Genomic DNA, 17479 nt, shown 5'->3' on the forward strand with positions numbered 1-17479 from the left:
CATGGTCTCGGGGTGCCGACACGGTAGGCCACAGCGGCGAATCCCGGGTGAACCGCCGATGAGCGGAGCTTGCGGAGCGAATCATCGAACACAGGGCGACCGCGAGCGGCACCCCGGAGCCTGCGAGGGGGAGTCATGAGCGTCCGGCATGATCTCCGACCATGGTCGATGCGGGACTCGCGGGACGGACCGTGCTGGTGACCGGGGGAGCGGGCGGTATCGGCGCGGCGATCAGCCGCGCGTTCGCGCGCGAGGGCGCCCGCGTCGTCGTCCACTACCTCGCCGAACAGCCCAGCGCGCCCGACGGGGTCAGCTGGGAGCACGCGGTGCCCGGTGGCGCGACCGCGCTGGCGGCGGAGCTGGGCGGCGTCGCGGTCAGCGCCGACCTCGCGGCACCGGACGCCGCCGCGACGTTGTTCGACGCGGCGGGACCGGTCGACGTCCTGGTCAACAACGCGGCGCACTGCGAGAGCCCGGACACCGTCGACGCGCTCACCGCGGGTGGCCTCGAACGCCACTACCGCGTCAACGCGATCGCGCCCGCGCTCCTCACCGCGGAGCTGGCGCGGCGGGCGGGCGACCCACCACCGTGCGTCGTCAACATCTCCACCGACGCGGCCCGCGCGTTCTCCGGCCAGCTCGGCTACGGCACGTCCAAGGCCGCGCTCGAGGCGTTCACCCGCGCCGCCGCGCTGGACCTCGGCCCGCGCGGCATCCGCGTCAACGCGGTGGCGCCGGGCCCGGTGCAGACCGGGTGGATGACCGACGAGCTGGTCGAACAGGTCCGGGCGATCGTCCCGCTCGGCCGTCCGGGTGACCCCGAGGACATCGCGGACGCCGTCGTCTTCCTCGCGTCGCGCCAGGCCAGGTGGATCACCGGTCAGGTGCTGCAGGTCGCGGGCGGGCACGCGCTGTGACCTTCGACGCCGTTCTCTGCGACCTCGACGGGGTGCTGCGCCAATGGCCCGATACGGCTGACTTGGAACGGGAGCACGGCGTGCGGCCCGGCACCCTCGCGGCGGCGGCGTTCGCCCCGCACCGGCTCCTGCCCGCGATCACCGGCCAGTGCACCGACGAGGCGTGGCGCGCCGCGATCGCCGACGACCTCCGCACGCACACCGCGACGGCGGCGGAACTCGTGGCCGCGTGGTCGCGCGGCACCGGCAGCGTCGACGAGGAGGTCGCGGCCGTGCTCGCCCTGGCGGGCGCCCCGGTCGTGCTGGTCACCAACGCGACCACCCGCCTGGAGTCCGATGTGGACGTATTGGGACTCGGGCGGCACGTGGACGGGATCGTGAACAGCGCCCGGATCGGTGTGGCCAAACCGGACCCGGGAATCTACCTGGCGGCCGCGAAGGAGGCGGGCGCCCCGCCGCAACGCTGCCTGTTCGTCGACGACGACGCCGCGAACGTCGCCGCGGCCGAGGCGCTGGGCATGACCGGACACCACTTCACCGGCGTGGTGGGCCTTCGCGCGGTGCTGACCCGTAACCCCCCGAGGACCGGTCCGAGTCAGTGATCGGCCGCGGTCTGCCCGAACATGTCGGCGGAGTCGGCGTCGGCGGTGGTGTACATGCCGATCGACCGGCGTTATTCGGGGCTGGCGGCCGCGTGCAGGTTCCCCTCCCGGCCCGGCAGGCACGCCGCCGCCCGGTCGACGGACGTGAGGAACTCGGACAGGCACTGCCCGAACTGCTCGTGCCCGTTCGCGTTGGGGTGGAAGGACTCCTGCAGTGCGTGGGTGGCGCGGTCGTCGTGTTGCAGGTCGTTCCACTCGACCGCGAGGCGCCGGAACCACTCGCTGTCCGGGTCGCGTTCCGACGTGCACGCCTCCCGGCCGATCCCGGCGCGTGACAGGTCGAGGAACCGCGCGTCCACGTTCCGCGCCGCCGTCCGCACCCCGGCGGTGAGGACCGGCACCGCCTCCTCCTCCACCCACCGCAGGTCCTCGGACAGGAACGGGCACCCGGACAGGTCCTGCAGACCGCGGGCGACGTCCGTGCCGACCGGCGCCGCGTACGACTGCACGACCAGCGAGTAGTCGCCGCGCTGGTAGCCGGCGTTGTGCATCACGGTTCTGATGTCCCGCAACGCGTTCGTCAGCTTCGGGATCATCTTGTCCACGCGCCGCTCCCACCGCGGCCCGACCGACTGGCTGCACGGCAGCTCGCGTCCGGCCCACGCCTGGACACACGAGTCGAGCACGTGGGAGAAGGCGGGGTCGTCGTTGGCGCCCGATGCCACGACGACCGCCGTCACCCGGTTGCGTGCCGCGATCCGCGCGAGCTGCTTGGCCTGGGAGATCTCCGTGTACTGCTCGACGTCACCGAGCCCGACCTGCGCGGACGGTGCGCCGGAACAGGCCAGGTTGTACGCCTTCTCCACGCCGGGCACGCGCACCTGGAAGATCGACGCGTTGGCGGAGCGGTGGCACCAGTTGCCCTTCTCCCCGTTGGTGCCGGTTTCGTAGTCGCCCGCGCCCTCGCCGGAGATCGTGCTGTCGCCCATCGCGACGATCACCCTGGGCGCGTCCTCCGGCGGACCAGGCAGGGGACGCGGCGCGGGGAACCGGTGGTCACCGGTCAGCCCGAACGTGACCACGACGAGAACGAGGAAGAGGACAAGCCATCCCGAGGGTCGCATCGCCACCCAGTCTAGGGAGGGAGGCCGCCCCCTGATCAACGACAGGGGGCGGCCAGGACATCTCGCTAGAGGGGCCTGCGCTCCAGGTCCGGGTTGCGGGAGTCCAGCACCGAGGTCGCGGCCGACCGCTGTTGTGCGGTCCGCGCCGACACCCCGGCCCACCGCAGCACGGTCGCCCGCGCAGCGGCCGCGTCCGCCGGGGCCAGACGGGCGATGTTCGCGCCGTGGTTCGCCCCGGGAGCGGTGTAGGTGTAGGAATCCTTGTCACTGGGGTGGAACGGTTCCGCGCCCCACGGGTCGTTTGACCCGTAAACGAACAACATCTGGCTCGCCGTCTTGGTGACCCAGTGGTCGACGTCGATCATCGGCCACGCGTCGTGCCGCGAGTGCAGCTCGGCGGGCAGGCTGGAGTTCGCCTGGTACAGCGCCGGGTAGTGCAGCCCGTCCCGCAGGTACCGGAACTTCGGCTGCGGCCAGCCGAGCTGCGTCGCCGCCTGGTAGAAGTAGGGCGCGTAGCCCAGGATCTGCTCGTCCGAGTAGAACGCGAAGCCCGCGATCCGGTCGATGAACGCGAAGATCTCGTCGCTGCTCGCGTCCCGGCCGGGCACCTGGCAGTTCGCCTCGCTGTTGTACTGCCAGAACGCCCACTCGGTGTCGAGCACCGCCATCTCGAACGCCTTGTCCGTCGACCCGAAGACCGCGTCGAAGTGCAGGTCCTGCTCGGCGGCGAGCGCGTCGTACCGGTTCACCATGTCGGTGCGCCGCGAGAGCGCCTCGTCCTGCAGGGTCTTCAGGGCGGTCCGGCACGCCGGGGTGCTGCCGACCGAGTCGAGGAACTCGTCGTACGCGCTGTCCTCGCGGTTGTTCGTGTCGTTGGGCGCGACGTACGCGACCACGCCGTCGACGTCCCCCGGGTAGAAGCGGCGGTGGTAGACCGAGGTCATGCCGCCCTTGCTGGCGCCGGTGGACAGCCACTTCGCCGAGTAGATCGTCTTCAGCGCCTGCGTGATGCGGTGGTGGTCGGTCGCCGCCTGCCGGATGGTCAGCTTGCTCCAGTCGGCCGGGTTGGGCCGCGACGGGGAGAAGAACCGCTGCTCGACGGAGATCTGGTTGCCGTCGACGAGCTGCGCGGGTTCGCTGCGGAACGCGAACTCCGGCATGTTGTAGCCGGTCGTGTGGAGGATCATCGGGCGGCTCACGTCGCGGTGCAGCAGCTGGAGCCGCTGGTCGAACGTGGGGCCGCCCGGCTTCGTGTGGTCGACCGGCTGCCGGTAGGTGAGGAAGAAGAACCGGTAGCCAGCGGCGGGCGGCGGCTGTTCGGAGACGGTCATGCCGGGGATGGCGGCGAGCTGGTCGGCGAGGTCGGCGGTGGCCGCCTGGGCCGGCGCGACCGTGCCGACGCCGATCGCGGTCGTGGCGAGCAGCGTCGTCGCCAACGCCGCGAACGTCCTTCTTCGGTTCACGCGGGGACTCCTCGGGGGATGCGCAGGGTCAACCTCGCGGGGATTGTTCCCGAGCACCGGCGCCGCGCGCAGCCGCCAAAAGGACCGTAGTTCCCGCGCGGTCAGTCCACGGCCAACGCCCGTGCCAACGCGGCCCGGCCCGCCGGTTCCCACGTCGGTTTGCCGCCGGGGAGACCGAGCCTGCCGTTGCGCCCGATGCTGATCAGGTGCAGGGCGCGCAGGACGGCCCAGCCCCGCGCCCGTGCGATGGTGGCCTCGTCCACGTCCGTGCAGGTCTCGAAGAACCGGCGCGCCGTCCCGGCGGGCAGCAGGATCCAGGCCGCGGACAGGTCGGTGGCGGGATCACCTGCGCACATGTCGCCGAAGTCGATCACCCCGGCGAGGGCACCGCCCCGCGTGACCACGTTCGCGGGGTGCAGATCGCCGTGCAGCCAGGTCGGCGGTCCGTGCCACGCGGGCGCCGCGACGGCCTTCTCCCAGGTCTCTCGCGCGGCATCGGCGCTCGCGTCGTCGGCCACGACGTGCAACGCGCTGCTGAAACCGTCGCGCAACCCGGCCAGCGGGATGCCGCGTGTGGGGCTCGTCGGCGCGTCCGCCGGTGCCCGCCGGTGCAGTGCCGTGAGGAAACCCGCGAGGGTGTCGGCGGCGTCGGCGCGGGTGATCGGTGCGCGGTCGGCGGGCTCGCCCTCGACCCAGCGTGTGATCGTCCAGGTGTGCTCGAACAGGGCCGACGGTTCGCCGACGCGCACCGGGGTGGGCGTCGGCAACGGCAGGCGTTCGGCCAGGGCGGGTAGCCACTTCTGCTCGGTGCGCAGCAGGGCCGGGGCCCGCTCGGTGCGCGGCATGCGGACGGCCAGCTCCGTCCCGAGGCGCCACTGCTGGTTGTCCCAACCACCCGCGACGTCCCTGAGCTCGAGGTCCGCGAGGTCCGGGTGCTGTTCGATCAGCAGCGCCCGTACCAGCTCCTGCTCGAACCCGAACTCGACCGCCACGCGGTGATCATCTCAAAGCCGCGGTGGCACACGACGCCGCGTCACGGTCAACCAGCGACGCCGAGGCGGTCCAGCGCCCGCACGAGCGGCGCCAGTTCCGGCACCTGCCCGGCGTCGTCGAGCGCCGCCGACACCGTCGCGTCGTGGGTCGGCCGGGCCGCGGCCAGCAGGTCGTGCCCGGCGGGCGTCACCTCGGTGTAGATGCCGCGGCGGTCGGTCGGGCACAGGTACCGCTGCAGCAGGCCGCGGTCCTCGAGCCTCGTGACGAGCCGGGTCGTCGCGGACTGACTCAATACGACCGCATTGGAAAGCTGGGTCATGCGCATGTGCCAGCCGTCCTGCCTGGCCAGCACGTCCAGCACGCCGTACTCGCTCACCGACAGGTCGTGCCCGCGGCGCAGCGCGCGCTCGAGCGCGTCCTCGATGCGGGCGTGCAGGGCCGCGAGCGTGCGCCAACCCTGCGCGCGCGCTTCGGCGGCGTCATCATCGAGTGACAAACGACTCACGCTCCTCGTCCTGCAATAACCCGCGTGTGCAACTATTGTCGACGCTGGTAGTTGCAAGTGTACTGGAGGAACATGAACATCGACCTCACCGGGAAGCGGGCCCTGGTCACGGGCTCCACCTCGGGCATCGGACAGGCCACCGCGGCGACCCTCGCGCGTGCCGGCGCGGCGGTGGTGGTCAACGGCCGGGGCAAGGACCGCGTCGACGCGACGGTCGAGGCACTGCGCGCGGAGACCGGATCGGACCGGATCACCGGCGTCGCCGCGGACGTCGGCACGGCCGAGGGTGCGAACGCCCTGATCGCCGAGGTGCCCGACGTCGACGTCCTGGTCAACAACGCCGGCATCTTCTCCGCGACCCCGGTCTTCGAGATCCCGGACGCGGAGTGGCAGCGGTTCTTCGAGGTCAACGTCCTGTCCGGGGTCCGCCTCGCGCGGCACTACGCGCCCAGGATGGCCGGGCGCGGCTGGGGCCGGGTGGTTTTCGTGAGCTCCGAGTCGGCCGTGTTCATCCCGACCGAGATGGTGCACTACGGCATGACGAAGACCGCGCAGATCTCCGTCTCGCGCGGTATGGCGCAGGAACTGAAGGGCACCGGCGTCACCGTGAACACGGTCATGCCCGGCCCGACGCTCACGCCAGGCGTCGAGGAGTTCGTCCGCGACCGCATCGGCGCCGACGTGCCGTTCGAGGAGGCCGAGCGCCGGTTCATGGCGCGGGAGCGGCCGACGTCGCTGCTCGGGCGCCTCATCCGGCCGCAGGAGATCGCCAACATGATCACCTACGTGGCCTCCGACCTGGCGTCGTCGACCACCGGCGCCGCACTGCGGGCCGATGGCGGCGTCGCGCCCACGATCATCCCTTGACGAGGAGAGACATGACAGTCCCGAACATCACGCTGAACAACGGCGTCGAGATGCCCCAGCTGGGCTTCGGCGTGTTCCAGGTCCCGAACGACGAGACCGAGGCGGCCGTGACCGCAGCGCTCGGGGCCGGGTACCGCAGCATCGACACCGCGACGATCTACGGCAACGAGGAGGGCGTCGCCGCTGCCCTCGCCAAGTCCGGCGTCGCGCGCGACGAACTGTTCGTCACCACCAAGCTGTGGAACAGCGACCAGGGCTACGACTCGGCGCTGCGCGCGTTCGACGCGTCCCTGTCCCGGCTCGGCCTGGAGTACCTGGACCTGTACCTGATCCACTGGCCGACGCCGAAGCGCGACAGGTACGTCGACACGTGGCGCGCGTTCGAGAAGCTGCTGGCCGACGGCCGCGTGCGCGCCATCGGCGTCTCGAACTTCCAGCCGGAACACCTGCGGCGACTGGTCGACGAGACCGGCACCGTACCCGCGGTGAACCAGGTCGAGCTGCACCCGTACCTCACCAACGAGGCGGTCCATGCCGCCGACGCCGAGCACGGCATCGTGACCGAGGCGTGGAGCCCGCTCGCCAAGGGCGGCGACCTCCTCGCCGACGACGTGGTCACGTCGCTCGCGAAGAAATACGACCGTACCGCCGCGCAGGTCGTGCTCCGCTGGCACCTGCAGCTCGGGAACGTCGTGATCCCGAAGTCGGTCACCCCGTCCCGGATCGCGGAGAACCTCGACGTCTTCGGCTTCGAACTGGCCGACGACGACGTCGCGGCGCTGTCCGGTCTGGAGCGCGGCCTGCGCACCGGCCCGGACCCCGACCAGTTCAACTGACCACGGACGATGCGCCCGGCGTCGCCCCTGCGCACGCCGGGCGCATCACCGTTCAGGCCTCCGAGCCGGCCGAGCTGTTCTGAACTGATCCGTAGTCGCGCCACCACTTCTGCCCCGACTCCGGCAGCGTGGCGATCGGGTCGTAGTACGGGTAGCGGCGCGACAGGGCGTCGGCGTCCTGCCGTTCGATGCCCGTGCGGTAGTTCTTGGTCCAGTACGAGACGCCACGCTCGCGGTCGTACTCCGCCAGCTGGTGCACCCAGCGCTTCCCGACGTAGGGCACGTCGCAGATGATGCGCGGCGTCGCGTAGCCGGGAAGGTACCCCATGATCGCGTGCTGCAGTGCCTGCGCCTCCCACACGGCGACGCGCCAGTGCTCGGCGTTCGGGATCATGTCGCACATGTAGAAGTAGTAGGGCAGGATGTTCGCCTCGCCCTGCAGCGCGAAGCACAGGTCGAGCAGGTCGTCCGGGGTCGCGTTGACGCCCCGCATCAGCACGCCCTGGTTGCGGACGTCGCGCACACCCACGTCGAGCGCCGTGCGGGCGGCCTCCGCGACGAGCGGGGTCACCGACTGCACGTGGTTGACGTGCGTGTGTATCGCCAGGTTGACGCCGCGCCGGTGCGCGGTGCGCCCGACCCGCTCCAGACCCTCGACGACCTTCGGCTGCAGCCAGTGCTGCGGCATCCCGGCCAGCGCCTTGGTGGCGAGTCGGATGTCCCGCACCGTCTCGATGTCCAGCAGCCGCATGAGGAACGACTCGAGCTGGTGCCACGGCACGTTCGCCACGTCGCCACCCGAGACCACCACGTCGCGCACGCCCGGGGTCTTCTTCAGGTAGTCGATCATCTGGTCCTGGCGGTCGACCGGCTTGAGGGCCAGCTTGTGCTTGTCCACCGACGGGGTCGAGTTGCCGACCAGGTCCATCCGCGTGCAGTGCCCGCAGTACTGCGGGCACGTCGACAGCAGCTCGGCCAGCACCTTGGTCGGATAGCGGTGGGTCAACCCCTCGACGACCCACATCTCCGCCTCGTGCAGCGAGTCGCGTGACGAGTGCGGGTGGTTCGGCCACACCGGGTCACGGTCGCCGGCCACCGGCATCATGTACCGGCGGATCGGATCCGCGAGGAACTCCTTGGTGATGTCGCCGGCGGTCGCTGTCGGCGCCATCGTGTTCAGCATCTGCGGGGGCAGCAGCATCGACATCGTGGCGAGCCGCTCCTGGTCCCCTGCCAGGTCCTCGTAGAAGGCCTCGGACAGTAGATCGCCCATCACGGCGCGTAGCTGCTTGATGTTCTTCACGCAGTGCACGCGCTGCCACTGCGCGTCGCGCCACTGCGCCTCGGTGACGTGTTTCCAGCCCGGGAACCGGCGCCAGTCAGGCTCGACCAGCTCTCGTCGGACGTACTCGTACGGTTGCCGCCCGGTCTCCTCCACTGCGTCGGAGACCGTCGTGGCGGCGGTGACCGCGTCATGCACTGCCGTCATCCGTCCTCCTGGTCGCTAGGTTGACGTAAAGATATGCTGCCAGAACGTAGTACAGACGCAAATCCTACGGAAGGAGGTCGTGCGTGTCGTCTCCGTACGGACTGCACCGCGTGGTCGAGCCCGCCGGTGTCCTGCCGCAGCAAGCGTGGCGACTGTCGACCGAGCCTGGCTCGTGGCCGGATGAAGTTCTGGTGGATGTCGAGCGCCTGAACCTGGACGCGGCCTCCTACCGTCAGTTACGGGAGGAGCACGGATCGCCGGAGGCGGTGCGCGGCGCGGTGGCGGGGATCATCGAGCAGCGCGGGAAGATGCACAACCCGGTGACCGGTTCCGGCGGGATGCTGCTCGGCACGGTCCGCGAGGTCGGTCCGGAGTCGCCGCTCGGCCTGAAGGTCGGCGACCGGATCGCGACGCTCGTGTCGCTGACGCTCACGCCGCTGCGGATCACCGACGGGCTCGCCGACTGGTCGGGGGACAGCGAGCAGGTGCCGTGCCGGGGCACAGCGGTCCTGTTCGGGCGGTCGATCGCCGCGGTGCTGCCGCCGGACCTGCCGGACGAGCTGTCGCTGTCCGTGCTGGACGTGTGCGGCGCACCCGCGCTGACCGACCGCGTGGTGCGTGAAGCCGGTTCCGGGTCATCTGTACTGGTTCTCGGTGGTGGCGGGAAGTCCGGCAGCCTGTCGCTGGCGGCGGCCCGCGGGGCAGGCGCGGGCAGGCTCGTCGCGCTCGTGCCGACCGAAGGCGAGGCCGACGCGGTACGTGCGGCCGGGCTCGCCGACGAGATCGTGGTCGCCGACGCACGGAACCCGGTGGCCGTGGCCGAGGCGGTCGGCGAACGGGTCGACACGACGATCGTGTGCGTCGACGTGCCGGGCTGCGAGCACGGCGCCGTGCTGGCGACCGCGGACGGCGGCACGATCGTGTTCTTCTCGATGGCCACGTCGTTCTCGGCGGCCGCGCTCGGCGCCGAGGGGCTCGCGGCGGACGTCCGCATGCTGATCGGCAACGGCTACGTGCCGGGGCACGCGCGGTTCGCCCTCGACCTGTTCCGCGAAACGCCAGGCGTGCGCGAGCTGTTCGAGGCACGGGAACGGCACACTGCTTCGACATGACGACCCTGTACTCGAACGGGCGCCTCGACGGCGGTGCCACCGCGCTGGCCGTCGACGCAGGTCAGGTGACCTGGCTCGGCACGGACTACCCGGGACAGGCCGCCGACACGGTTGACCTGGCGGGCGCCTCCGTCACGCCCGCGTTCGTGGACGCCCACGTCCACGCCACGTCGGCGGGCCTGCTTCGCACCGGCCTGGTCCTGACCGGCACCGAGTCGCTGTCCGACCTGCTCGACGCGGTCCGGGACCGTGCCGATACCGGTGTGTTGCTGTGGGGACACGGCTGGGACGAGACCCGCTGGCCGGAGAACCGCCCACCCACCCGTGCCGAGCTGGACGCGGTGGCGGGTGGTGCGGCCGTGTACCTGTCGCGGATCGACGTGCACTCGGCGCTGGCGTCGTCCGCACTCGTCGACCTCGCACCCGGTGCGCGGGGTGCGGCGGGCTGGTCGGTCGACGGCCCGCTCGCCCAGGACGCCCACCACCACGTGCGCCGCGCGGCCCTCGGGTCGATCACCCCGGCGCAGCGAGAGGACGCGCAGCTGGCGTTCCTGCGGCACGCCGCGTCGATGGGCATCGCGTGCGTGCACGAGTGCGCGGGCCCCGACATCTCGGGTGCCGACGACCTGGCCGATCTCCTTGCCAGGTCAGGTGACCTGCCACAGGTCATCGGCTACTGGGGTGCGCTCGGCGAGCCAGTACCCGGTGTCCTGGGACAGGCCGGGGACCTGTTCGTCGACGGCGCGTTCGGGTCCCGCACGGCGGCACTCCACGCCCCGTACACCGACGCCCCGGACACGACCGGCGCCCGCTACCTGAGCGCACGGCAGATCGCCGACCACGTGGTCGCCTGCACGGAAGCCGGTCGCCAGGCCGGTTTCCACGTGATCGGCGACGCCGCGGTGACCGAGGTGGTGGCCGGGTTCCGGCTCGCGGAGAAAGTGGTGGGGGAGGAGGTGCTCGCCGCGGCCGGGCACCGGCTCGAGCACCTGGAGATGGTCACCGACGAGCAGGTCGACGAGCTGGCCAGGCTGGGGGTGATCGCGTCGGTGCAGCCGCTGTTCGACGCGTACTGGGGCGGCCAGGACGGCATGTACGCGCAACGGCTCGGCGACCGCGCGGCGGCGTTGAACCCGTTCGCGACGCTCGCCGCCCGCGGCGTGACACTCGCGTTCGGCTCCGACGCGCCGGTCACCGCGGTCGACCCGTGGGCCACCGTCCGCGCGGCCGTCGAGCACAAGACCCGGGGCTCGGCCCTGACCTGGGAGCAGGCGTTCGCCGCCCACACCGAGGGCGGCTGGCGCGCGGCGCGCACGACCGGCGGCCGCCTGGCAGTCGGTGCCCCGGCCACGTTCGCGGTGTGGGACGGCGCACCGCGCACGTCACCGCGATGCCTGCGTACTGTCCTCAATGGAACGACCATCTACGGAGCGCGCTGATGCCTCTGCTGGACCTGGACCCCGACGTCGTCGCGACCGCGCGGCGGCTGGCCGCGCGCGCCGCGGAACCAGTCGTGCGTATCGCCAAAGCACACACGACGGTCGCCGTCGAGCGGGCGACCCTGCGCCTCGCGGGCATCACCGGCGCGGACTCCACCCACAGAGCGGGCGACGTGCCGTGGGTGAACCGCGTCGTCGACACCGTCCGCGAACACTGCGGCCTCGAGCACGGCGTCGTCCTGCCCGCCTTCCACGCGCTCCGCGAGCACGACCTGGGCTCGCTCACCGAGCTGGCGGAGGCCACCGCGGCCGGGCAGATCAAGTACACGATCCCCGAAGGCCGCGACGCCGAACGCGCCGCGAAGGCAGGCCGGGTCGCGATCGCCAAGGGAATCCGTACGGTTGACCGGAATCGCGCCCAGCGTGACCGGCTCGTCGCCAGGTACGGCAACCCGCCGCAGCGGCCGTGGATCTACCTCATCGTCGCGACCGGCGACATCGACGAGGACGTCGTGCAGGCCGCCAACGCCGCCCGCGCGGGCGCGGACATCATCGCCGTCATCCGCTCGACCGGGCAGTCACTCCTGGACTACGTGCCGGAAGGCGCCACACACCACGGCTTCGCGGGCACCTACGCCACGCAGGAGAACTTCCGGATCATGCGTGCCGCCATGGACGACGTGTCCAGGGAGGTCGGCCGCTACATCCGCGTCACGAACTACGCCTCAGGCCTGTGCATGCCGGAGATCGCCGTGCTCGGCGGCCTGCAGCGCCTCGACATGATGCTCAACGACTCGATGTACGGCATCCTGTTCCGCGACATCAACCCGATCCGCACGTTCGTCGACCAGCGCTTCTCCCGCCAGGTCCACGCCCGCGCCGGGATCATCATCAACACCGGCGAGGACAACTACCTCACCACCGCCGACGCGGTCGACGCCGCGCACACGGTCACCGTGTCGCAGCTGCTCAACGAGCACTTCGCGCACGAGGCGGGCCTGCCGGACGAGCTGCTCGGCCTCGGCCACGCCTTCGAGATCAACCCGGCGGTGCCGGACTCGTTCCGCCTGGAGCTGGCCCACGCGTTGCTGGCCCGCGAGCTGTTCCCGGACGCGCCGCTGAAGTGGATGCCGCCCACCAAGCACATGACCGGCGACGTGTTCAACGGCTACCTCCTGGACGGGTTCTTCAACCTCGCGGGCGTGCTGACCGGACAGTCGATCCTGCTGGTGGGCATGATGACCGAGGCCGTGGTGACGCCGTTCCTGTCCGACCGCGACCTCGCGCTGCGGAACGTCCGGTACGTGCTCAACGCGGCCGCGGGCCTGAGCGAGGACTTCCACCCCGCACCCGGCGGCTTCATCGTCAAGCGCGCGCACCAGGTGCTCGGAGAGGCGGTCGACCTGCTGGGGCGGATCGTCGACGACGGGCTGCTCAACGCGATCGCCGACGGCACGTTCGGGCTGATGAAACGCCCGCCGGACAAGGGGAAGGGCACCGACGGGGTGGTCGAGAAGGCCGACGGCTACCGCAACCCCGCGTCGGACCTGCTGGAGTCGGGGGAGACCAAATGAGTTCGATACGACCGTATGGTGACACCACCGGCGACGGCATGGTGCAGACGTCGTTCACCCTGCCGATGCCACCCGGCCCGAAGGCTGAGGGCGCGGCCATGCAGCTCGCGAAGAAGATGGGCATCGACCCGGCGATGGTCGTGCACTCGCACGGCATCGGGGACGCGTTCACCTTCTTCGTGGTCTACGGCTCCGTGTGCCACCTGGTCGACCTCGACGCGATCACCGTCGTCGAGCGCGAGTACCCGCTGCTGTCGCCGTCGGAGGTCAACGGCGAGGTGCGGAAGTTGTTGCGGCGCAAGCTGGTCGTGGTCGGCGGCTGCATCGGCACCGACGCGCACACGGTCGGCATCGACGCGATCCTCAACATCAAGGGCTTCGCGGGGGAGAAGGGGCTCGAGTACTACCGCGAGCTGAAGGTGGTCAACCTCGGTGCCCAGGTCACCGTCCCGGAGCTGGTGAAACGTGCTCGCGCGGAGAAGGCCGACGCGGTGCTGGTGTCCCAGGTCGTCACCCAGCGCGACGCGCACATCCTCAACACACAGGAGATGTCGGCGGCGTTCCGCGAGGCGATGGGCGACCGGCGCCCGGTGCTGATCGCGGGTGGCCCCCGCTTCGACCCCATGATGTCCGGACAACTCGGGGTGGACCGGGTCTTCGGCCGCGGCACCACGCCCGGCGAGGTGGCGAGCTACCTCGTGCACGCGATGAAGGAGAACAGGAAGGTGGCTGCGTGAGCCTCGAAGTGGGTTTCTCGGTGACACACCGGCGTTATGTCCCGTACGCGCACGCGCACTACGGCGGCAACCTGGTGGACGGCGCCTACGGGCTGGCCATGTTCGGCGACGTGGCGACCGACCTCGCCATTCACACCGACGGCGACGAGAGCCTGCTCGCCGGGTACACAGGCGTCGAGTTCCTCGCACCCATCCAGGCCGGTGACGTGGTCGAGGTGACCGCGACGGTCACCCGTGTCGGCAACCGCTCCCGCGACCTCGAGTTCGAGGCCCGGGTTCTCTGCCGGGCGGCACCAGACCGCGGTCCGTCCGCCGCCGACGTCCTCGACCCGCCCGTGGTGGCGACGAAGGCGACCGCGACGATCGTGGTGCCACCAAAAAACGAAGGCGGTTCGCCGGTCGCCTGACTTACCGTTCGGCCATGGAGACCATACGGCTGACCGGCGACGACTGGCGGCTGCTGCGTGACGTCCGCCTGGCCGCGCTCGCCGACGCCCCCTACGCGTACGGGTCCTCGCTCGCGATCGAGGAGGCGTTCGGCGAGGCGGACTGGCGTCGCCGCCTCCACGGTGGCGCGTTGTGGACGATCGTGCGCCACCAGGACGAGACCGTGGGCCTCGTCGGCGCCTTCGTCCCGGACGACACACCCATGCTCGTCGCGATGTGGGTGCGGCCGGGCGCGCGGGGCCTCGGGGTCAGCGACTCGTTGATCACGGACGTGTTGCGGTGGGCGACCGAAAACCGCTGGTCCCGGGTCGTGCTGCGGGTCGCGGACGGCAACGACGCGGCCCGGAAGTTGTTCCTCCGCCACGGATTCGAGCCGACGGGGCGGCGAGAACCGCTCGAGAGCGACCCCGGGGTCAGCACGGAACTGCTCTCCCGTGTTGTATAACGTCCACATCACGGAACCGGGTCTTGCTCCGAATGGAGCACGCTGCTAGTAACACTAGCTCTGGGCGTTCGCCCCGCGGACGGAGGAGCATGGCGACCGATCTCGTCGAGGTGACGGAAGTCCTCGACCACCCGCTCGACAAAGTCTGGACCTTGTTGACGGACCTCGAGAGGTATCCCAGGTTCGTCGCCGAGGTGGCATGGTGCGAACACCTCGACGAGGCCGGCACGGGCCGGTACGAGGTGCGGTTCAGCGTCGACCAGGGACCGGTCGTGCGGAACCGGGTGGAGATCCTCGTCAACCGGCCCCACGAGCACCTGGTCATCGTCAGCGACCGATGGCCGGGCGGCCACGTGTCGCTCAAGTTCGCGCCGCTGTCGCCGTCGAGCACCGAGGTGCAGCTGAACGTCTCGATGCCCAACGTCGACACCTGGATCACCGCGGGCTGGCTGCGCAAACGCGTCCGCCGCGCGTTCATGTTCATCCACCACCACCTGGCCGGCATCCCGATCACGACGTCCCGCAAGGGCATCGACCAGGCCGCGAAGAGCCAGTCGCAGCTGACCGCCGCGCGCATACTGACCAAGGCGGGGGTGTTGACGCCGGGACGGCCGGACCGGTTGCTGCGGCAGCTGAACGTGCTGGCCAAGTGGGGTGCGACCGTCGCGGGCGGCTACCGCGCGGCGTGCGTGCGGTTCCCGGACGAGCACGCGATCGCCGACGAGCTCGGCACGCTCACGTTCACCGAGGTCGACCAGCGCACCACGCGCCTGGCGAACGCGTTGAGCACGCACGGCGTCCGGCAGGGACGGCGGGTCGCGGTGATGGCCCGCAACCACGCGGGCATGGTCGAGTCGATCGTCGCGTGCGGGAAGCTCGGCGCGAGCGTGCTGCTGCTGAACACGGGCCTGTCGGCGAACCAGGTGCGGGACACGGTGATGACGCACCGGCCCGCGGCCGTCCTCGTCGACGAGGAGTTCATCTCGCTGATGCACTACCTGCCCGCGTCGCTGCCGCGGATCCTCACGTGGGGCAGCGGCCATCCCGGCGACCTCACGATCGACGGGCTCATCGAGGACGCGTCGCCGGAACGGATCAAGGCGCCGTCGTCGCCCGGCAAGATCATCGTGTTGACGTCCGGCACCACCAGCAACCCGAAGGGCGCGCGGCGGCGCAACCCGCACGGCATCCGCACCGCGGCCGCCGTGCTGTCCCGGATCCCGTTCCACGCGGGTGAACGGATGATGGTCGCCGCGCCGCTGTTCCACACGTGGGGCCTCGCGGCGATGCAGCTCGGCATGCCGCTGCACGCGAAGCTGGTGCTGCACCGCAGGTTCGACCCCGAGGCGACGCTGGCCGCCATCGAGGAGCACCGCTGCACCACCCTGATCGCGGTGCCGATCATGCTGCAGCGCATCCTCGACCTGCCGAAGCAGGTGATCCGCAACTACGACACGTCGTCGCTGCGGATCGTGGCGTCGAGCGGGTCGGCCATGCCCGCGTCGCTGGTCACGGGGTTCACGGCCGAGTTCGGGGACATCCTCTACAACCTGTACGGGTCCACCGAGGTGTCGTGGGCGAGCATCGCCGACCCGCAGGACCTGAAGGCGGCGCCGACGACCGCGGGCCGCTGCCCCGTCGGCACCCGCGTCGGCATCCTCGACGACGCGGGCGCCCCGGTGCCGCCCGGCGTCGTCGGCCAGATCTGCGTCGGCAACGACATGCTGTTCGAGGGCTACACCGGCGGCGGCAGCAACACGGTCTACGACGACATGATGGTCACCGGCGACCGCGGTTACCTCGACGCGGACGGCAGGCTGTTCGTGTCCGGCCGCGACGACGACATGATCGTCTCCGGCGGCGAGAACGTCTTCCCCCGGCCGGTCGAGGAGCTGCTGATGACGTTGCCGCAGGTCATGGACGCGGCCGTGATCGGGGTGCCGGACCGGGAGTTCGGCCAGCGGTTCGCCGCCTACGTGGTGCCGATGCCGGGCGCGGCGATCAGCCCGACGGCGGTGCGCGAGTACGTGCACGCGCACCTGCCGAGGTTCGCGGTGCCGCGGGACGTGATCTTCGTGAACGCGCTGCCGAGGAACGCGACGGGGAAGGTGGTCCGGCGGCAGCTGCTCATGGAGAGCTGACGTCGGGCTTGTCGATCACGCAGAACCGGTTGCCCTCGGTGTCGGCGAGGACGGTGAAGTCGGCGTCCGGCGGGTAGTCCGCCCAGTCCACGCGGGTCGCGCCGAGGCCGAGCAGCCGCTCGATCTCGTCGTCGGGGGTGTCGCTGTAGAGGTCGAGGTGCACGCGCGGCCTCTCCTGGACGGGTGTGTCGCTGAGCATCAGCGAGATGTTCTGCCCGACGCCGCCCGGCGGCGTCAGCACGGCCCAGGTCTCCTCGATCTCGTCGCGTGGCACGTAGCCGAGCGCGTGTGCCCAGAACTCGGCGGCGCGCCGCACGTCCGACGCACCGAGGACAGTCGATCCGATACGCAACATGCGGCGATTCTCGTAGTACTCCAGTATTACCCGCAGGTTGGCGCTCCAGTGTGACGCCTTCCGCGGCTTCCCTCCATACCGTTGCTCCCATGAACCACCTCGCCTACTCGCTCTTTCCCAGCCCGCGCCTCGCCGACCGGCTGGGTCTGCCGCGCCGTTCGCCGGTCGCCGCGTTCCTCGCGTTCCCGCTCGCGGTGCTCGTGGTGTACCTGGTGTGGAGCGGCTGGCTCTACCCGCTGCGCCCCGACACGATCGGCGCGCTGGGTCACCCGTTCACGGCCGACCCGCTCTTATCGGGCGCGTGGGGCGGGCCGACGCTCGTCGGCGCCTGGGTCGTGCACGCGATGGCCGCGTTGGGGTTGCAGGTCGTCTGCATGGCCGTGATCCGCCGCCTACCGGGCCGGACTCCCGCCGGCGCGGTCTAATGGCTGCC

General features: G+C 71.0%; 18 protein-coding genes. 12 read left to right on the top strand and 6 right to left on the bottom strand.

The window, feature by feature from the left end; translation table 11 throughout:
* Positions 1 to 161: 161 nt before the first annotated feature.
* Positions 162 to 917 (top strand): SDR family NAD(P)-dependent oxidoreductase, encoded by a 756-nt coding sequence (locus ACIBVP_RS02460; protein ID WP_396104163.1) that lies wholly within the window; start codon positions 162 to 164, stop codon positions 915 to 917.
* A complete protein-coding gene (locus ACIBVP_RS02465; protein WP_396104164.1) occupies positions 914 to 1519 on the top strand; it encodes an HAD-IA family hydrolase in 606 nt (201 codons plus the stop codon). Before ACIBVP_RS02460 ends, ACIBVP_RS02465 begins: the two co-directional genes overlap by 4 nt.
* A 71-nt stretch (positions 1520 to 1590) precedes the next feature.
* On the opposite strand, the gene ACIBVP_RS02470 is transcribed toward ACIBVP_RS02465, so the two are convergent.
* The 4 genes from ACIBVP_RS02470 to ACIBVP_RS02485 all read right to left on the bottom strand — a co-directional run bounded on the left by ACIBVP_RS02470 (position 1591) and on the right by ACIBVP_RS02485 (position 5595).
* Complete coding sequence (locus tag ACIBVP_RS02470) at positions 1591 to 2643, bottom strand: GDSL-type esterase/lipase family protein (RefSeq protein ID WP_396104165.1); 1053 nt, start codon at positions 2641 to 2643, stop codon at positions 1591 to 1593.
* Positions 2644 to 2708: 65 nt separating this feature from the next.
* Positions 2709 to 4106 (bottom strand): S28 family serine protease, encoded by a 1398-nt coding sequence (locus tag ACIBVP_RS02475; protein ID WP_396104166.1) that lies wholly within the window; start codon positions 4104 to 4106, stop codon positions 2709 to 2711.
* Positions 4107 to 4207: 101 nt separating this feature from the next.
* Positions 4208 to 5098 (bottom strand): aminoglycoside phosphotransferase family protein, encoded by an 891-nt coding sequence (locus tag ACIBVP_RS02480; protein ID WP_396104167.1) that lies wholly within the window; start codon positions 5096 to 5098, stop codon positions 4208 to 4210.
* Positions 5099 to 5145: 47 nt separating this feature from the next.
* Positions 5146 to 5595: a MarR family winged helix-turn-helix transcriptional regulator gene (locus ACIBVP_RS02485; protein ID WP_396104168.1), complete on the bottom strand. Its 450-nt coding sequence runs from the start codon at positions 5593 to 5595 to the stop codon at positions 5146 to 5148.
* Positions 5596 to 5676: 81 nt separating this feature from the next.
* Here ACIBVP_RS02485 and ACIBVP_RS02490 point away from each other — a divergent pair, with 81 nt between their 5' ends.
* Positions 5677 to 6471 carry an SDR family NAD(P)-dependent oxidoreductase gene (locus tag ACIBVP_RS02490; RefSeq protein WP_396104169.1) on the top strand — a complete coding sequence of 265 codons (795 nt, stop codon included), beginning with the start codon at positions 5677 to 5679 and terminating at the stop codon, positions 6469 to 6471.
* 11 nt (positions 6472 to 6482) lie between these two features.
* Positions 6483 to 7307, top strand: coding sequence for an aldo/keto reductase (locus ACIBVP_RS02495; protein WP_396104170.1), 825 nt, complete (start codon positions 6483 to 6485; stop codon positions 7305 to 7307).
* Positions 7308 to 7359: 52 nt separating this feature from the next.
* Here the strand turns inward: ACIBVP_RS02495 and ACIBVP_RS02500 are convergent, their stop codons facing one another.
* Entirely contained in the window at positions 7360 to 8796 is a 1437-nt protein-coding gene (locus ACIBVP_RS02500) for a KamA family radical SAM protein (RefSeq protein WP_396104171.1), read from the bottom strand.
* A gap of 83 nt (positions 8797 to 8879) precedes the next feature.
* On the opposite strand from ACIBVP_RS02500, the gene ACIBVP_RS02505 reads away from it, so the two are divergent.
* The 7 genes from ACIBVP_RS02505 (at position 8880) to ACIBVP_RS02535 (ending at position 16691) form a co-directional block, all read left to right on the top strand.
* Positions 8880 to 9908, top strand: a complete 1029-nt coding sequence (locus ACIBVP_RS02505) for an L-erythro-3,5-diaminohexanoate dehydrogenase (protein WP_396104172.1) — start codon at positions 8880 to 8882, stop codon at positions 9906 to 9908.
* Positions 9905 to 11347, top strand: coding sequence for an amidohydrolase (locus ACIBVP_RS02510; RefSeq protein WP_396104173.1), 1443 nt, complete (start codon positions 9905 to 9907; stop codon positions 11345 to 11347). Before ACIBVP_RS02505 ends, ACIBVP_RS02510 begins: the two co-directional genes overlap by 4 nt.
* Positions 11347 to 12921, top strand: coding sequence for a lysine 5,6-aminomutase subunit alpha (locus tag ACIBVP_RS02515; RefSeq protein WP_396104174.1), 1575 nt, complete (start codon positions 11347 to 11349; stop codon positions 12919 to 12921). Before ACIBVP_RS02510 ends, ACIBVP_RS02515 begins: the two co-directional genes overlap by 1 nt.
* A complete protein-coding gene (locus tag ACIBVP_RS02520; protein ID WP_396104175.1) occupies positions 12918 to 13658 on the top strand; it encodes an OAM dimerization domain-containing protein in 741 nt (246 codons plus the stop codon). The genes ACIBVP_RS02515 and ACIBVP_RS02520 overlap by 4 nt, the downstream gene beginning before the upstream one ends.
* On the top strand, positions 13655 to 14065 hold the full coding sequence (locus ACIBVP_RS02525) for a hotdog domain-containing protein (RefSeq protein ID WP_396104176.1): 411 nt from the start codon (positions 13655 to 13657) through the stop codon (positions 14063 to 14065). Before ACIBVP_RS02520 ends, ACIBVP_RS02525 begins: the two co-directional genes overlap by 4 nt.
* Before the next feature lie 14 nt (positions 14066 to 14079).
* The gene (locus tag ACIBVP_RS02530; RefSeq protein WP_396104177.1) at positions 14080 to 14550 is read left to right on the top strand and encodes a GNAT family N-acetyltransferase; all 471 of its coding nucleotides are present in this window, start codon (positions 14080 to 14082) and stop codon (positions 14548 to 14550) included.
* Between the two features lie 89 nt (positions 14551 to 14639).
* Positions 14640 to 16691 (top strand): AMP-binding protein, encoded by a 2052-nt coding sequence (locus tag ACIBVP_RS02535; RefSeq protein ID WP_396104178.1) that lies wholly within the window; start codon positions 14640 to 14642, stop codon positions 16689 to 16691.
* Here the strand turns inward: ACIBVP_RS02535 and ACIBVP_RS02540 are convergent.
* Positions 16678 to 17046 (bottom strand): VOC family protein, encoded by a 369-nt coding sequence (locus tag ACIBVP_RS02540; protein WP_396104179.1) that lies wholly within the window; start codon positions 17044 to 17046, stop codon positions 16678 to 16680. The two genes, ACIBVP_RS02535 and ACIBVP_RS02540, sit on opposite strands and share 14 nt — an antisense overlap.
* An 89-nt stretch (positions 17047 to 17135) precedes the next feature.
* Between ACIBVP_RS02540 and ACIBVP_RS02545 the strand changes: the two genes are divergently transcribed.
* Entirely contained in the window at positions 17136 to 17471 is a 336-nt protein-coding gene (locus ACIBVP_RS02545; protein WP_396104180.1) for a hypothetical protein, read from the top strand.
* The last annotated feature ends 8 nt before the right edge of the window (positions 17472 to 17479 follow it).

It is taken from the genome of Actinophytocola sp. NPDC049390, assembly GCF_044466355.1.
GTDB lineage: Bacteria > Actinomycetota > Actinomycetes > Mycobacteriales > Pseudonocardiaceae > Actinophytocola.

What these genes read in the sequence shown, in the direction of transcription:
- ACIBVP_RS02460 (WP_396104163.1), top strand. Translation starts at nt 162, where the DNA reads ATGGTCGATGCGGGACTCGCGGGACGGACCGTGCTGGTGACCGGGGGA.
- ACIBVP_RS02470 (WP_396104165.1), bottom strand. Translation starts at nt 2,643, where the DNA reads ATGCGACCCTCGGGATGGCTTGTCCTCTTCCTCGTTCTCGTCGTGGTC.
- ACIBVP_RS02490 (WP_396104169.1), top strand. Translation starts at nt 5,677, where the DNA reads ATGAACATCGACCTCACCGGGAAGCGGGCCCTGGTCACGGGCTCCACC.
- ACIBVP_RS02495 (WP_396104170.1), top strand. Translation starts at nt 6,483, where the DNA reads ATGACAGTCCCGAACATCACGCTGAACAACGGCGTCGAGATGCCCCAG.
- ACIBVP_RS02500 (WP_396104171.1), bottom strand. Translation starts at nt 8,796, where the DNA reads ATGACGGCAGTGCATGACGCGGTCACCGCCGCCACGACGGTCTCCGAC.
- ACIBVP_RS02510 (WP_396104173.1), top strand. Translation starts at nt 9,905, where the DNA reads ATGACGACCCTGTACTCGAACGGGCGCCTCGACGGCGGTGCCACCGCG.
- ACIBVP_RS02515 (WP_396104174.1), top strand. Translation starts at nt 11,347, where the DNA reads ATGCCTCTGCTGGACCTGGACCCCGACGTCGTCGCGACCGCGCGGCGG.
- ACIBVP_RS02520 (WP_396104175.1), top strand. Translation starts at nt 12,918, where the DNA reads ATGAGTTCGATACGACCGTATGGTGACACCACCGGCGACGGCATGGTG.
- ACIBVP_RS02530 (WP_396104177.1), top strand. Translation starts at nt 14,080, where the DNA reads ATGGAGACCATACGGCTGACCGGCGACGACTGGCGGCTGCTGCGTGAC.
- ACIBVP_RS02535 (WP_396104178.1), top strand. Translation starts at nt 14,640, where the DNA reads ATGGCGACCGATCTCGTCGAGGTGACGGAAGTCCTCGACCACCCGCTC.
- ACIBVP_RS02540 (WP_396104179.1), bottom strand. Translation starts at nt 17,046, where the DNA reads ATGTTGCGTATCGGATCGACTGTCCTCGGTGCGTCGGACGTGCGGCGC.
- ACIBVP_RS02545 (WP_396104180.1), top strand. Translation starts at nt 17,136, where the DNA reads ATGAACCACCTCGCCTACTCGCTCTTTCCCAGCCCGCGCCTCGCCGAC.